Genomic DNA, 13,845 nt, shown 5'->3' on the forward strand with positions numbered 1-13,845 from the left:
TTCAGCGGCTACATGGCTGGCTGAAATCCCATCACCTGATAACGGGCCAGTTCCATTGTGTCTGTCATTTTGATTGCACAGATCGCTTCGTAAGACAGCATCACTTTCCGTGCGCCCAGCGAATCCGGTTTATCGCGTTCGAACAGCACGACGCCTGTCGAAAGTAAAAAGTTCTGAAACGGGATGGATTCCTGGTACGTGGTGACCACGATTCCCGATTTGGGGATGACTTCCGGCCAGTTTTCCAGGATGGAACGCCAACTTTCTGCGCTTTGCATAATCTCTCTCTTTAGTAAGTGGTCGAGAAAAAACTCATTCACAACGCGAAAGATAGGATTTCAGAATCAATTGGGCAAGAGGAACATTTTCCACCAACGGGATTTTCCTCGGTTTTCAGACGGCCATGCACACGATATGATTCCACAGGCGTGCGTCGTGCCTGTATCGATCACATGGATGAATTCCTTTCAGAAAACGACCTTCCTTGAATCATAAACGAGAACCTGCTGCCATCGCATTTGGCGAATTTGTAGCCTTGATGGCTTCGATGCAGTCATTGGTAGCCTTATCGATTGATGCCATGCTGCCTGCACTGACCGAAATTGGTCAGGAACTGGGGGCCAAAGCAGTCAACGACAGCCAGTTGATCGTCACCATTCTGTTTCTGGGGCTGGCGTTCGGGCAGGGCATTTATGGGCCTTTATCTGATACAACGGGGCGAAAGCCGGCTGTGTATCTTGGTTTTAGCCTGTTTCTGGCGGGATGTTGTCTGTCTCTGTTTGCAACGGATCTGACTGTAATGCTTTGCGGCCGATTCCTGCAGGGACTGGGGCTGGCGGGGCCGCGGTGTGTGATTGTGGCGATTGTCCGCGATCAATATGAAGGTCCCGCGATGGCGCGGGTCATGTCGTTCGTAATGACGATCTTTATTTTCGTGCCAGCCATCGCGCCAACGCTGGGGCAAGGCATCTTGCTGCTGGCGCACTGGCGGACGATCTTCGCCGCGCTGCTGGGATGTGGCCTGCTGACGCTGACCTGGTTTGCATTGCGGCTGCCTGAAACGTTGGCAGTGGAACATCGGATTCCGTTTTCCCTGGGACGAATTTATCGCGCCATACGTGAAGTCTGTTCGCACCGGGTTTCCCTGGGGTATACGATTTCGCTAGGCTTGATTACAAGTGCCTTCCTGGGATACCTGAGTTCGGCGCAACTCATCTTTCAGAAACAGTACGAACTGGGAACGATGTTTCCGCTTTATTTTGCGATTCTGGCGCTGTGTATCGGCGGGGCCTCATTTGTAAACGGCCGACTGGTAGGACGATTCGGGATGCACCATCTGACGCGCTGGTCCAAACGAATTTCGACTGTCATTTCCATTTTGTTTTTTCTGTACGTGCTCTCTGTCGGCGGGCATCCGCCGCTCTGGGCCATGATGGGGTATATGATGACCATTCTGTTCTGCTTTGGGATCATGTACGGAAATTTGAACGCGCTGGCGATGGAGCCGCTCGGGCATATTGCCGGCGTAGGATCCGCGGTGATGGGGGCGCTGTCCACGTTGATTGCCGTTCCTTGTGGCATTTTGATTGGTCACAGTTTTAATGGCACCGTGATCCCTGTGATTAGCGGGTTTGCGGTCTCGGGCGTGCTGATCACGCTGGTGATGCATTGGGTGGAATCAAAAGCAGAAACCCCTGAGGCAGAAGGAAATGCTAATTAGAACAGGCCATCCGGGACTTTGATCGGATCGACCGGTTAAAATTGGCAGACGTTTATGGTATGGTTCGAAAGTGGCGCAGTTCTCTGATTCAATTTTGCAAAAAGAACACTCGGGTTATGTAATGGGATATCAATTCAAGCAGCAGGAATCACTGGCGAGCGGAGTCAGACGGATTGCTGGAGAGCAATTGAGTCAGGCGATTCGAGAGTTGAAGAATGCGGAACAGAACCCGCACCAGACAATTCACGAGGTACGGAAACATTTCAAGAAATTGCGTGGTTTAATTCGTCTGGTTCGTTATGGATTAGGCAATGACTATGCGCGGCTGAATGTCTGGTTCCGGGATGCCGGGCGGCGTCTGTCGCGCGTCAGAGACGCCGAGTCGATGCTGGAATCGCTGCAGAAACTGAAAGACCGTTTTTCCGATCCCGAATATGGAACGCTGTTTTCCGAATTCGAAAATCGGTTTCTTGCCCGGAAACAAAAGCTGGTGGAAGAATGGATTGATCTGGATTCTGAGCTACAAACTCTCTTACTGCAACTGGAAACAGAACGGGAAGCCGTTCAAGGCTGGAAGATCAATGGGAAAGCGGCGAAGATAATTCGTGATGGTTTGCAACAGACCTACCAACGGGGTTCAGAAGCATTAGCCATACTGCATCAGAGTCCGAATGATGAGCTGTTTCATGAGTGCCGCAAGCGGAGCAAGTATCATCTGTATCATATGCGGCTCATCAATGCTGCATGGCAGCCGATATTGACGGCTCGTATTTCAGAACTGGACCTGCTGAATGATTATCTGGGCGATGATCATGATCTGACAGTGATGACACAACTGATTACAAGTGAAGCAGACTCCTTCGGTTCCTCTGCGAATGTGGAGCAACTTCTGTCGCTGATCGGTCAACAGAGGCATGCTCTACAGGCATCAGCGTTTCAGATGGCAGATCGCATTTTTACCGAGAAACCAAGGGCGTTTGCCCGGCGGATGCAGGGCTACTGGAATCTCTGGCGCGATCAGGGCGGTGGTTCATCCGGTGCAAGTGACAGCGAGTAATTTGGGACGGTTCTTGAATTGCCCCCTCTTTCCGATTACAGTGATCTCAGCGGTCAGATTCAAAATTTCATAGTCGCATGGTGCGTTGGAGTGTGGGCTATGTCAGGAAGTTGGGAAATCGAGGAACCAGCATGGATTCAACAGAGCGCAACGAAACATCACAAGTAACGTCAGAGGCAGGCTCTAGTGAGGAATTGACCCGCACACCCATGATTGTCAGAGGGCTGGTGTTTGCATTACTGGTTATTGTGTTGATTAGCGTTTTTTCGGAGCAAATCACCCAACCCCAATCCAAAGAGCCTTCTTTTAAGGAAGACTTACAGAAGCTGGGTCTGGCGTATCACGAATTTCATCGGGTTCGCGAACAGTCGCCAGCCAGCATGGATGAACTAAAAGACTTTCTGGACAATCCGCCACCTCCGCCAAAAGCACAGGGCATCGTTCCCCCCGATCCTGTTGCCGTCATCTTGCTACCCGATTCCTTAATCCAACAGATTCGCGAGGGGAGTCTGGTGGTTATCTGGTCGGCCACTTTAACGGACTCTGGTCAGGAAAATGATCAATATCTGCTGGCGTATAAAGCTGATATCGGCGAAAATGGCGGACTTGCATTGACGGCCGCAGGACGTGCAGTGGAACTGACGGCGGAAGAATTCAAGAAGTTTCCGCTGGTGCAGACAGAACAGCCGGACAACAAGGAACCAGAGACAAAACAGGCTGAGTCTGAAAAGTCTGAGCAGAATGAGCCAGAATCAAACGAGACGCAGGGGAAAGAATAAACGCGGTGTTTTATTCTGCTTCCGGAATCCGCAGCAGGGAAATCAGCAGCCCGCGCTTTTTTCCCTTTACTTCTGCAATTTCAGGCAGGTGTCCGCAGACTTCGAACCCGAATTTTTCATTCAGGTGTCTTGTGCCCTCATTATGATCAAAGTGCATTCCCAGGAGCGTTGTAATTCCCAGAGCAGGGCAGGCGTCGATCATTTTCTGTAACAGAAACGATCCCAGCCCCTGCTTTTGATGTGAACTGGCCAGATACAGACTGACTTCCGCCGTCTTGTCATACGCAGGGCGGCCCGCATAGAACGAACTCACATAAATGCAGCCTACAATCTGGCCCGTTTCATCCTCCGCCACCCAGATCGGCCGTTTGTCCGGCGAGAACTGCGCAAACCACTGCAGCCGACTTTCCACCGTGATCGGTTTGGTATCGGCTGTTGCCGTCCCGGCGGGAATCGATTGATTATATATCTCAACTATCGCAGGCAGGTCATCAATGGTCGCATCGCGTGTGGTGATCATGGTTGTCTATTTCCAAATCAAAGTATCAACGGCACCATCTGAAGGTTTGAAAAATATGAAAAACCAGTCGAAACTCCTGTAGTTGACTGTTTGAAAAAGTATACTACAACTCTCTAACGGAGCGTAGGCAAGAATTCAGATCAATAAACTGAATTCTGTATTGAGAATTGAATGAAAGTGAATTGAGAGAAACGTCTGATGATTAACGACCTGCGCGAGCTGAAGTTTGACCGTTTAGAGGATGCGGTTGAGGAAATTCAATCATTGTTGAAAACGGGGTATACCCAGCGGGGCCAGTGGAATCTGGCCCAGGTCTGTCGGCATCTGTGTCTGGTGCAAGATCCGGGGGTTGATGGCTATCCGATTTGGATGTCTTTGTTTGCTCCGCTCCGACCATTAATGCGACGCATTCTGCTGCCGCGCTTGCTGAAAGGCGATTCCCCTCAGGGAATTCCCACGACTCCGATTTTTGTCCCAGTTCAGGATCTGGATGATGCTATAGAAGCAGAAAAATTCGCGGCAAGCGTGGCCCGTTATAAAGCCCATCAAGGCCCCTATGCACCACATCCCGGTTTTGGTCGCCTTGATCCCGAAATTCTCGAAACAGTTTACACCACCCACGCCGCTCATCACCTGCGTTTTTTGGAACCACAACACGATTCCACGTTCACCTGACCTGTCCCAGCATTCTGCGGGCGGCGTGTCCCAGCATCACGGTATCGACGCCGACGGTGATCAGGGTGAAGCCTTTTTCGATGTAGGGTTTGACGGCGTCGACGGTGACGCCGAAAATCCCCAACGGGATGTTGTTGCTTTGACACGCTTCCGTCACGTGTTGAATTGCGCCAGTCACTTCGGGGTGATCGATTTCGCCGATCCGTTTCAGGCTGGCGGAAAGATCGTAAGGGCCAATCAGGACGGCATCGACGCCGGACACTTTGACGATCTCTTCGATTGAATTCACCGCGTCAATGTGTTCGGCCTGGACGACGACGGTGATTTCTTCGTTCGCTTTCGCCAGATAGTCGTCAAAGGTGAAGCCGTAACCGTGGGCGCGGCCCAGACCAACGCCGCGGGTTCCTTCCGGGGAGTAACGGGACCAGGAAACGATGTTTGCTGCCTGTTCCGCAGAGTTGACCTGGGGGGCAATAATCCCGGCTGCACCCAGGTCGAGCGCTTTCTTGATCGAGACTTCTTCGGGAGCAGGCAGCCGTACCAGACTGGGTAGTTTATGACTGACGCGACCGACAATTGCCTGCAGATCCGCCGGTGCAAACGTGCTGTGCTCGGCGTCGAGGAACAGCCAGTCGTAACCGACGTCTGACAGAACCTCAGCCGCTTCCGGGCAGGAGAGAGTGACCATGGGGGAAATCAGCAGTTCACCTTGTTTCAGTTTCGAGCGGAAGTTGTGTGTCACGGGGTAGTCCTCATCATCTTTGTGTGGGTTCGAGAGATCTATAATGAGCAGGGAAACAATCAGGCTGGTGAGATTGTTTCTGCTGTCAGTGTGCGGTATTCTGAAATGAGTGTATTACCTTTTATCATTTCATCCTAATACCGGAAGATAACCGATGTGCAAATCCGTTTTCTCTTTGCGATCGACTCTGTTTGTATTTCTGTTAACAGGCTTCATCGTAGCTCCCCTGTGGGCGAAAGACAAGAATACCGAGCCGACAAACGCCGCCGAGGCAGCAGCGAAGAAAGCGCAGCAGGAAGCCGAGATCAATAAAAAATTCGCTGCCTGGAAAGCGACGCTCTCTCCCGAACAGCAGGCCTGGGAAACGGTATTGGAAGAAAATCTGGGTGGTTTTTATCTGCCGATCTATAAAAAGCAGAAAGTGACCGGCCGCGTGACTGCCTGGGATTATGTCGCCGACGATCCGAAACTGCCGCGTGTGCTGTTGATAGGGGACTCTGTTTCGCGCGGTTATACCCGGGCTGCTCGGAAGGCGCTCGAAGGAAAAGCAAACGTGCATCGGGCACCGGCGAATTGTGGACCGACGGCGACTGGGTTGAAGAAACTGGATGTCTGGCTCGGGGATGGGAACTGGGATCTGATTCATTTCAACTTTGGGATTCATGACCGTAAAACTCCCGTAGCCGACTATGAGAAACGGCTGGAAGAAATTGTGAAACGTCTGAAGAAAACGGGTGCCAAACTGGTCTGGGCCAGCAGCACGCCGATCCCCGCTGACTGGAAAGAGGGACCGCAGATCAAGACGGCACTCGAAGAAAAGAACGCAATCGCGGCCCGTGTCATGAAACGCAATGGTGTGGAAATCGATGATCTGTTTACGTTCATCACGCCACACCTGGCAGAAACGCAGAATCCCAAAGACGTGCATTTCAACGGCAAAGGCTACGACATGCTGGGTAAAGAAGTGGCGAAGCAGATAGAACGTTCGTTGAAACAGAATTAAGGAGTGAGCAAGATATCAATATCGGTTCCGTAAACGTACCGCTCACAGGTTGGATTGTTTCAGCAACTTTGCTATGACAGCAGCCAGTAACCGATGCCGGCGATCAGACCGATGCCGACGAGAACAGAGGCGGCGATGACCAGGTTTTTGTGTTTGCCTTTCGCCGCGTACTGGTTGGGAGAGGCGACGCGGAAATGATACTTGCCGGCGAGTGTGAGTGTATTGCCGGGGAAGATGATCTGTTCTTGAATGCGTCTCCCATCCACTTCAATGCCGTTTTTACTATTGAGGTCGGAGACAACCCAGCCCGTATTCTCAAAATGGAAGGCACAGTGTTCTCCCGAAATACCGGGTTGGTTGAATTGAATATCGCAGTCGGCATTGCGGCCTAGTACTACCCGCTGTCGGGTAATGGGGAAACGTTGTTTATCATCGATTGAAATGATTTCGATCGGCTGTATTTTTTCGCTGAGGGCATTGGTTGCCTGTTGTGCCATCTGGTCTGTCGATTCCGCGGGCACGGCATGACGCAGAATACCGCTTTTGGAGATGTCTGATTCTCCGCGTGTCAAGCGTTCGATGCCTTCTGTTTTTTGTTGCGCCTGTTCTGCGACATGGCTGGCGGTAGCGATGCGAGACGAAAGCTGTGGCTTGACGATGCTCGACTGGGCGATCGCACTCCGCGCTTTGGCTTCACGTACGCGTTGAGACACAATTTTATTAAAACGGAATTCAACTGGCGTTCGTTTTGCGAAAGGTTTTAAAGCCTCCACGACTTCTTCCATGGACTGATATCGGTCTTCTGGTCGTTTCGCCATCATTTTTTCCACAATCGCGATCACGTCCGCAGGAACTTTGGGCGCGATTTCGGTAATGGGGCGTGGCGTCTGTTCACGATGGGCTTGGATTTTCTGTGAGACGGTCCCTTTGGGGAAAGGGAGTTTACCTGTCAGAAGAAAATACATGGTACAACCGAGACTGTAGACGTCGGTTCGTGAATCAACTGACGATCCATCCCGGGATTGTTCAGGGGCGATATATTCGGGGGTGCCGACACAGCCGTGTCCGAAGATCATGGACAGCGAAAATTCTGCCTCGGGATTATCTTTGAGCAAAGCCAGACCGAAATCGAGAACTTTCACCAACCCTTGAGAATCAATAATCAGATTTTCCGGCTTTAGATCGCGGTGTACAATTCCTGCCTCATGCGCGTTCTGCAGGCCGAGGGCTGCCTGCAGGATCACATCGCAGACCTGGGGTGTCGGCAGTGATTTTTGTCTGAGTAGCACCAACTCCAGTAGACTGATGCCTTTGATAAATTCCATTGCGATGTAACAGATCGCGCCGGTGTCATCATACTTGATGGTGCGTACCACGTGTGGATGCTCTAAGCGGGCGCCGGCGGTGGCTTCGAGTTTGAGCCGCGTGAGCATGCCCGCGTCGTTACGGCATTTGTCATTCAGAACCTTTAAGGCCACGGGAACCGTCGTTTCCACATCTTCCGCCAGGTACAGACTGCCCATCCCGCCGAAACCGAGGACTTCCAGAACTTTATAGCGATCGATAAAAAAGCCCCGGGTGCGACCGGCCAATAGACGCTCGCCCTGGTAACGGGTGAGCACTTTTTCTGTGACCAGTTTTTGAGCCGCCTGCTTGGCAGACTCTGCTTCTTCCAGTTGAAAATTGTCTACAACTGTGCGGACCTTTTCCGGCGAGAGTAGTTTACTCTCCTGGAGCAGACCAAGAAACGATTCGGCATCACGTGGTTTAGGCATAACACACAATTGTGAGTAATGATTTAGAGAACATTCTGCATTATATCCATGAGTAGTTCATTTTGGTAGCAGCTGAGAAATCTGACGAGCCGTAGTTTGTTGTCTCTGTTTTCAATCAGGCACCTGGATCACGGATCTTTTTGTTGACAAGAGGGGCCGAGGGGCTTTATATTGGATGCGATTATCCATTATTGATTTGAGTTACTCAGGAGAGTTGATAACGATGTTTTTGAAGTGGCAGATACCGCGTTTCTTGATTTTGTTACTCTGTGTTGCTGGCGTTCTGACGGCGGTCGGGTTTGCTGCGGATGGGGTGAAAGAAGAAAAAGCCTGTGCCGAGAAAGAGGGAGTTGACGAGGGGAGGAAAGGAAATCCTAAAACCGGATCTGTCGAGGCCGCGCGCGAACAGGCACGGTTATTACATGATACTCTGCATTCCACGCTGTTGATCGTCCATCGGAAGTATTACCGTGAGGATGAAAAACTTCCGATTCCCTCCAGTGTGCTGGACGATGTGTTCGAAGAAATGCAGCGGACTCGGAACATCAAGTTTCGTTGGATCTCGGTGAATGCGGAAGCGATGAATATTGATCATGAGCCAAAAACCGAGTTTGAAAAACAGGCGGCTGAAGCCCTTTCTTCAGGGAAAAAAGAATTCGAGCAGGTTGAGAAAGGTGTTTATCGCCATGTAGGGACGATTTGTCTGCCTTCCCAATGCCTCAAATGTCACATGCCCAACCGCCGCAGTACCGCCACGCGTTTCGCAGGCCTGATTATCTCACTGCCGGTAAGTGAAAAATAATCAGGACCGAATGACTCAGACTCACTTTGTCATCTGATATTCCAGTGTGAACTGGTGCTGGTTCTTTTCAGGAACGATACTGGTTTTTTCGCAGAATTCGTTTTCGACCGGGTTCCAGGTCCGGACTTCAATTTTGTTCTGTGTGGGTAAAAATCGCATGAGGCGAAACCCGTTTGCACCGTAGTCGGAAAGCAGTTCATGAACTGTATTGCCGTGCTGACCTTTTACGGACTGATGCAATGCCTGGGTGCGGCTTTGATCGCCACAGCAAATGAGAAACAGGTTTTTGTGTTTGCTGAAACATTGATCCCACATCTGTTGTGGCGTATTGCCGTTTGAGCCGTGGCATTTTTTCCAGGTCATGCGTCCTTTGGGGGCGTCAAAATAGTCACGAGGTTGTTTGGGATGCTTGAGTGGCCCCAGTCCCATGTGGGTGGTGATGATGGCTCTGCGGTCGGTATGCTGTTCTAAAATTTTGTCTGCCCAGTCCAGGACTGAATCAGGGGCATTGCATTCCAGATGCAGGATGAGGAAATCCATGTCGCCTGCAGAAAACAATTGAAAACTGTTCGCGTTGTTTCCCGAGATTTCCGGTTTCCCGTTGGGAGATTCGTAACAGCCACCATACCAGTCAAATTCGTTGAACCGCGACTGGGGGAAGTATTTCTGGAAGAGTGAAGAATCGCCGGTCTTTGTGATCATGTCGTGATTGCCGACACTGATTCCATAGGGGACTTTACCGTGTAGTTTATTCATGCATTTTTGTGCGACGGCCCATTGTTCGTCATTATTGATGTCTACAATATCGCCCACATGACTCACGAATACGATGCGCTGGCGGTCGAGTTCATCGATAATACAGTCAGTGATCGCTTCAAAAACCGGATTGGTCGTCGGCGATTGTGCCTGTGATTTTCGGTTGGTTCCTTTACCCCGATAGTGTTGCGTATCGGGAATGACAGCGATTGTGAAACTGCCTTCTTCCGCGGGAGGAAGTTCCTCTGCGTGAACAGGAAAGGCGTACGCAGCGATGGCAATGAGTATGGTGAATAATTTTGAAAAGTTCATTTTGGTCAACAATTCCAAGGTAAGACGATCAGTGTCAGTGGTGGATCAATTTTGAATGAAGTTGGAAACAAGATCTCGCTAGTGCTTTGTCAAGCTGGAAATTGAGAGTGGTGAGTGTTGTTTACGTGCTCCGTCGTCGCACTCTCGTGATATCCATTTAGATAAAATTAAAAATGACACTCCACTAGTGTGGCAGTTCAATTTCTACTTTCGGATTTTGTGATTTCAGTGCAGCAAACGCCGGTTGTTTGAGATCCGTCTCCGTTGCATCCACTCGTTTGAGTTTACTCAAACTGGTCAGGGTTGCAATCACTTCTGGTGTGGTTTTTTCTGGTAATTTCACGGCAACGACTTCTCCATCAGAGTCGAGCACAATCTCTGCTCCACTCTCATTGAGATCGGTCACCGCTGTTTCGACTGCCGCAGAGGGTTTGCTGGCTGCCTGGTCAATTTCTGTTTTGGAACAACCTGCTACGGTGATCAGGAAAAGACAGATGCAGGCAATCCGTGATGGAGTCGCAGAAATTTTGCCAAACTGGTTTTGATATTTGTATTTTTGAACGGTCATTTTATTTTAAATCCTGACTGAAAGCTGAAAATCCATTGGCAGGAGAGTGGAAATTCCAAAGCCCTCCTGCGCTGATTCTGGATTGTGGGAACAGTATTATTATTTAGAACTCACCGATTACTTCACCGTCGGCGCGGCTGCCGAGATAGGAGTAAATCTGCCGGCTCATGTTTTCACTCAAGAACCGTACTGAACCATCCAGCAGCATAAAATGGGCACCTCCCGTATGGAGGCTGCCGAAGGCGACTTCGTTTGTGGTATTCATCGGCACGTCTGTACTGGCGACATATTCGGAGTACTCGCGTGGTGCCCCATCCCATCCGCCGATCGAAGTGGAGCCGATATAGAAGTGGTCTTTGAAGACATCGAAGTCATTGACGCATTCACCGATTCCGATGGTATTGGTCGTGCCATCGGTGATGTCGCGCAGTCGAATCGAGCTGTTCAGAAAGAACGTCCCATCGGCGCCCGTAACATTGGCTTCACTATCGGAACCCCGCGTTCCGGAAAAGCAGGCCAGATAGGATGTCGGGACGCGTGCGTCGATGCCGTCATGATTCCGGTGACTGACAGTAATATCAGACGGACAACGGTAGACGCTGATATAAGTGGCACAGGCTTCTTCATTCGCGCCTGTTCCCCAGTCTGCGTTGAAATCGATTGTATTATAGACGTTGGCCTGATCGATGCCGGGTAGGATGGAGCCGCTCCAGCCGAGTCCGCCGTTACCGGTTGACGTATTGGCGACCACGAGATCGACGTTGAACCCGGGGGGCAGAATGCGGAACGTTTCGTGGTAGTTGTGCAATGCGATCCCCATTTGTTTCAGGTTGTTCTTGCACTGCGAGCGACGTGCTGCTTCGCGCGCCTGTTGTACTGCCGGTAAGAGCAGGGCAATCAGAATTGCGATAATGGCGATCACAACCAGTAATTCAATCAGTGTGAAACCACGGCTGCTGGGATGTTTGGAACAGGTTTTCATCTTTCGTCTCTTCTCACTTGGGATAGATAACAGGGTTTGTCTTTTTCCGGTAACGGGCTCCGGAACATTTTCAAAAAACGCAACAAGAAATGGGCGAGTCAGTTACTCCTCTGTAGCAACAAGGATTCGGATTTGATCGCGGCCGATGCCACCTCCGCCTCGCTGGCTCCAGGAAACATTCAGTGTTTTCCCCTCTTCTGAGAGTTCCGTTTTGTCACTACTGTCGATGCCTCGACCACTTGGTCCGAATTGCGGATTGTCATAGTTGACATCAGCAGATCCGAGGATCTGATCGAAGGCATAAAAGTCCTTGTCTGTTTTGAAGCCCCCCAATACGGGATATTTAAAGTGGATGGTGCCGCTTAGTTGAACTCTGGGATGATCCTGGCCTTGTGCATCCTGGTGTGGTCCATCCAGATGGAGTAGAAACACATTGACTTTTGTGCCTTTGGGAATCACCTGTCGGATCTCTTTCTGATTGGCAGGCGCCCCGGGATGAGGTGGTTTCCAGACAGTGATCTCTTCGGAGAGAACCAACCCTTTTCGTTCCTGGAACAGAAAAATGTGTTGGCTGCTGGTGAAATCGCCGGCCCCGATCTGTGCAGGCATTTCCTGCCGATATTCAATGGCGCCTTTCAGCCGCTCAATTTGCGCCTGGAATCTAAGTGCGCGTGTGAATTTATTTTCGTTCGTTTTCAGAGGCAGCGGAGCACTGCCATCACTTTTGATTTGAATTGCCTGTCCGGTTGTCAGGAGGTGGGTCAGGCTTTCACCGTGGTCTTCTTCCTGTTGTGCGCAAACCACCTTTCCCTGAAAAACATGCGTTTCAGATGTCCCCGTGGCATCGACGCTGACCCCAAAACGGGTACCGAGATCTACGACGCGCTGTGATGGGGTTTCTACAACAAAGCCGACTGCCTCAGATTCAACTTCCGCAGCCAACGTCCCTTTGCGGAGTCGAATGCTGTTGTGATGCAGCAACTCAAACGTGGCTGGACTTTCCAGAATCACTTCAGCTCCGGAGTTCATTCGAAGTTTGGCGACCCCTTGTTGCAGTTGGTAAGTATGACCTGTCAGGAGTGGTTCATTTTCTGATAAGTGGCGGTTCTCCTGAATTAACAGTCCCTCCGCCATTTCGTCGATGACAGCGACCTGAGTATGGGGAACCGGTTGTGCAGCCTGATACGCAAAAAAGGAGAGTACCGTTAAAGGAATGAAATAACAGAACGTAAGTAAGACATAGTGCGCCGCACTCTTTCGTTTGGAAGGTAATTTTTTCGCGGGTAGTTCGTGAGCACTGTGGTCATTGAACAAATCCCATTGCTCCGGGGCCACGAATTCTTCTTCCAGAATCAGTTCCGCGTGCATGTCCATTAAGAATACATACAGTCTTTGTGCTTCCGGATCACCTCGCAGCAGATCGGCCAGTTCTCTAAGTTGTGAACTGCTGGCCGTTTCATTTTGCACTTCATAAATCAGTTTTACGAGTGACTTTTGATGACGGAGTTTGTTGCTCATCAGGCATCCTCCGCGTTCATTTTACGTTCAATGCAGCGAAACAGAGCGGTACGAATTCGATCCAGATGCCGGTAGATGGTGCTTAAAGGCTGGTCCATGATGCTGGCTGCCGTTTTGGCTCCGTGTTCCGATTCATAGATTAGTTGCAGCAGATAGAGGTCTTTTTCAGGAAGTTGTCGTTTACACTGTCCCAGAAAATCGCGCCTGATTTCGAGCAGTTCATCGTATCTGGCATGTGTCGAGGCAATTTGTGTCAAGAGTTGTTCATCGAAGAACGCCGCAAAGCGTTTTTTGCGTTCCATTAATCTCAATACTTCAATCCGGGCGATACCACAGGCCCAGCGGGTGAAGCTGCCGTCCGCTTGATATTCGCCAAACTTTCTCCACAGAACGAGGCTGGTCTCCTGCATGACTTCATCTGCATCATTGCGGCAGGGAATGAGCGTGAGGATAAAGCGAAATATTTTGGAATAGGAGTTTGAGTAAAGACGCATAAACAGCTCATCTTCTGCCGGTTGCTGATGCGGCAGTGGCCCATCAGATTTGTCTGCAGAGTGTGAGTTAAAAATAGATCGATTTGTGCTGCTAAATGAGTTTGAACAGTCCATCACAGTCTTTTCGGAACGTGCTTTTCAG

At 50.5% G+C, this 13,845-nt stretch carries 15 protein-coding genes; 6 read left to right on the plus strand and 9 right to left on the minus strand.

The features are described 5' to 3' along the window. Nucleotides 1–8: 8 nt before the first annotated feature. Nucleotides 9–278, minus strand: a complete 270-nt coding sequence (locus Enr17x_RS04545; protein WP_145306315.1) for a hypothetical protein — start codon at nucleotides 276–278, stop codon at nucleotides 9–11. A 206-nt stretch (nucleotides 279–484) separates the two neighbouring features. Here Enr17x_RS04545 and Enr17x_RS04550 point away from each other — a divergent pair, with 206 nt between their 5' ends. The 3 genes from Enr17x_RS04550 to Enr17x_RS04560 all read left to right on the plus strand — a co-directional run bounded on the left by Enr17x_RS04550 (nucleotide 485) and on the right by Enr17x_RS04560 (nucleotide 3,556). After that, nucleotides 485–1,720: a multidrug effflux MFS transporter gene (locus Enr17x_RS04550; protein WP_145306317.1), complete on the plus strand. Its 1,236-nt coding sequence runs from the start codon at nucleotides 485–487 to the stop codon at nucleotides 1,718–1,720. Nucleotides 1,721–1,841: 121 nt separating this feature from the next. Then, nucleotides 1,842–2,777, plus strand: coding sequence for a CHAD domain-containing protein (locus Enr17x_RS04555; protein ID WP_145306319.1), 936 nt, complete (start codon nucleotides 1,842–1,844; stop codon nucleotides 2,775–2,777). 131 nt (nucleotides 2,778–2,908) lie between these two features. Beyond that, nucleotides 2,909–3,556 (plus strand): hypothetical protein, encoded by a 648-nt coding sequence (locus Enr17x_RS04560; RefSeq protein ID WP_145306321.1) that lies wholly within the window; start codon nucleotides 2,909–2,911, stop codon nucleotides 3,554–3,556. A 10-nt stretch (nucleotides 3,557–3,566) separates the two neighbouring features. On the opposite strand, the gene Enr17x_RS04565 is transcribed toward Enr17x_RS04560, so the two are convergent. Then, complete coding sequence (locus Enr17x_RS04565; RefSeq protein WP_145306323.1) at nucleotides 3,567–4,076, minus strand: GNAT family N-acetyltransferase; 510 nt, start codon at nucleotides 4,074–4,076, stop codon at nucleotides 3,567–3,569. 198 nt (nucleotides 4,077–4,274) lie between these two features. On the opposite strand from Enr17x_RS04565, the gene Enr17x_RS04570 reads away from it, so the two are divergent. Then, nucleotides 4,275–4,751 carry a DUF1569 domain-containing protein gene (locus Enr17x_RS04570; RefSeq protein ID WP_198000968.1) on the plus strand — a complete coding sequence of 159 codons (477 nt, stop codon included), beginning with the start codon at nucleotides 4,275–4,277 and terminating at the stop codon, nucleotides 4,749–4,751. On the opposite strand, the gene Enr17x_RS04575 is transcribed toward Enr17x_RS04570, so the two are convergent. Beyond that, nucleotides 4,744–5,493 carry an HpcH/HpaI aldolase family protein gene (locus Enr17x_RS04575; protein WP_145306325.1) on the minus strand — a complete coding sequence of 250 codons (750 nt, stop codon included), beginning with the start codon at nucleotides 5,491–5,493 and terminating at the stop codon, nucleotides 4,744–4,746. The two genes, Enr17x_RS04570 and Enr17x_RS04575, sit on opposite strands and share 8 nt — an antisense overlap. 154 nt (nucleotides 5,494–5,647) lie before the next feature. On the opposite strand from Enr17x_RS04575, the gene Enr17x_RS04580 reads away from it, so the two are divergent. Then, on the plus strand, nucleotides 5,648–6,496 hold the full coding sequence (locus Enr17x_RS04580) for an SGNH/GDSL hydrolase family protein (protein WP_145306327.1): 849 nt from the start codon (nucleotides 5,648–5,650) through the stop codon (nucleotides 6,494–6,496). A 71-nt stretch (nucleotides 6,497–6,567) separates the two neighbouring features. Here the strand turns inward: Enr17x_RS04580 and Enr17x_RS04585 are convergent, their stop codons facing one another. Next, the gene (locus Enr17x_RS04585; RefSeq protein WP_145306329.1) at nucleotides 6,568–8,271 is read right to left on the minus strand and encodes an FHA domain-containing serine/threonine-protein kinase; all 1,704 of its coding nucleotides are present in this window, start codon (nucleotides 8,269–8,271) and stop codon (nucleotides 6,568–6,570) included. Nucleotides 8,272–8,494: 223 nt separating this feature from the next. Between Enr17x_RS04585 and Enr17x_RS04590 the strand changes: the two genes are divergently transcribed. Continuing rightward, the gene (locus tag Enr17x_RS04590) at nucleotides 8,495–9,073 is read left to right on the plus strand and encodes a c-type heme family protein (protein WP_232100946.1); all 579 of its coding nucleotides are present in this window, start codon (nucleotides 8,495–8,497) and stop codon (nucleotides 9,071–9,073) included. Nucleotides 9,074–9,094: 21 nt separating this feature from the next. Here the strand turns inward: Enr17x_RS04590 and Enr17x_RS04595 are convergent, their stop codons facing one another. The 5 genes from Enr17x_RS04595 to Enr17x_RS04615 all read right to left on the minus strand — a co-directional run bounded on the left by Enr17x_RS04595 (nucleotide 9,095) and on the right by Enr17x_RS04615 (nucleotide 13,703). Next, the gene (locus Enr17x_RS04595) at nucleotides 9,095–10,141 is read right to left on the minus strand and encodes a metallophosphoesterase (protein ID WP_145306333.1); all 1,047 of its coding nucleotides are present in this window, start codon (nucleotides 10,139–10,141) and stop codon (nucleotides 9,095–9,097) included. 184 nt (nucleotides 10,142–10,325) lie between these two features. Beyond that, the gene (locus tag Enr17x_RS04600) at nucleotides 10,326–10,709 is read right to left on the minus strand and encodes a hypothetical protein (protein ID WP_145306335.1); all 384 of its coding nucleotides are present in this window, start codon (nucleotides 10,707–10,709) and stop codon (nucleotides 10,326–10,328) included. Between the two features lie 103 nt (nucleotides 10,710–10,812). Further along, on the minus strand, nucleotides 10,813–11,691 hold the full coding sequence (locus tag Enr17x_RS04605) for a DUF1559 domain-containing protein (RefSeq protein ID WP_145306337.1): 879 nt from the start codon (nucleotides 11,689–11,691) through the stop codon (nucleotides 10,813–10,815). 102 nt (nucleotides 11,692–11,793) lie between these two features. Continuing rightward, nucleotides 11,794–13,209: a FecR domain-containing protein gene (locus tag Enr17x_RS04610; RefSeq protein ID WP_145306339.1), complete on the minus strand. Its 1,416-nt coding sequence runs from the start codon at nucleotides 13,207–13,209 to the stop codon at nucleotides 11,794–11,796. Continuing rightward, a complete protein-coding gene (locus Enr17x_RS04615; protein ID WP_198000969.1) occupies nucleotides 13,209–13,703 on the minus strand; it encodes a sigma-70 family RNA polymerase sigma factor in 495 nt (164 codons plus the stop codon). The genes Enr17x_RS04610 and Enr17x_RS04615 overlap by 1 nt, the downstream gene beginning before the upstream one ends. Nucleotides 13,704–13,845 lie beyond the last annotated feature (142 nt).

Source organism: Gimesia fumaroli (assembly GCF_007754425.1).
Classification (GTDB): Bacteria; Planctomycetota; Planctomycetia; order Planctomycetales; family Planctomycetaceae; genus Gimesia; species Gimesia fumaroli.

Excerpts from the sequence above, each read along its gene's own strand:
- Enr17x_RS04615 (WP_198000969.1), bottom strand. The coding sequence starts at position 13,703 with ATGCGTCTTTACTCAAACTCCTATTCCAAAATATTTCGCTTTATCCTC.
- Enr17x_RS04595 (WP_145306333.1), bottom strand. The coding sequence starts at position 10,141 with ATGAACTTTTCAAAATTATTCACCATACTCATTGCCATCGCTGCGTAC.
- Enr17x_RS04605 (WP_145306337.1), bottom strand. The coding sequence starts at position 11,691 with ATGAAAACCTGTTCCAAACATCCCAGCAGCCGTGGTTTCACACTGATT.
- Enr17x_RS04560 (WP_145306321.1), top strand. The coding sequence starts at position 2,909 with ATGGATTCAACAGAGCGCAACGAAACATCACAAGTAACGTCAGAGGCA.
- Enr17x_RS04545 (WP_145306315.1), bottom strand. The coding sequence starts at position 278 with ATGCAAAGCGCAGAAAGTTGGCGTTCCATCCTGGAAAACTGGCCGGAA.
- Enr17x_RS04590 (WP_232100946.1), top strand. The coding sequence starts at position 8,495 with ATGTTTTTGAAGTGGCAGATACCGCGTTTCTTGATTTTGTTACTCTGT.
- Enr17x_RS04570 (WP_198000968.1), top strand. The coding sequence starts at position 4,275 with ATGATTAACGACCTGCGCGAGCTGAAGTTTGACCGTTTAGAGGATGCG.
- Enr17x_RS04565 (WP_145306323.1), bottom strand. The coding sequence starts at position 4,076 with ATGATCACCACACGCGATGCGACCATTGATGACCTGCCTGCGATAGTT.
- Enr17x_RS04580 (WP_145306327.1), top strand. The coding sequence starts at position 5,648 with ATGTGCAAATCCGTTTTCTCTTTGCGATCGACTCTGTTTGTATTTCTG.
- Enr17x_RS04610 (WP_145306339.1), bottom strand. The coding sequence starts at position 13,209 with ATGAGCAACAAACTCCGTCATCAAAAGTCACTCGTAAAACTGATTTAT.
- Enr17x_RS04600 (WP_145306335.1), bottom strand. The coding sequence starts at position 10,709 with ATGACCGTTCAAAAATACAAATATCAAAACCAGTTTGGCAAAATTTCT.
- Enr17x_RS04585 (WP_145306329.1), bottom strand. The coding sequence starts at position 8,271 with ATGCCTAAACCACGTGATGCCGAATCGTTTCTTGGTCTGCTCCAGGAG.
- Enr17x_RS04555 (WP_145306319.1), top strand. The coding sequence starts at position 1,842 with ATGGGATATCAATTCAAGCAGCAGGAATCACTGGCGAGCGGAGTCAGA.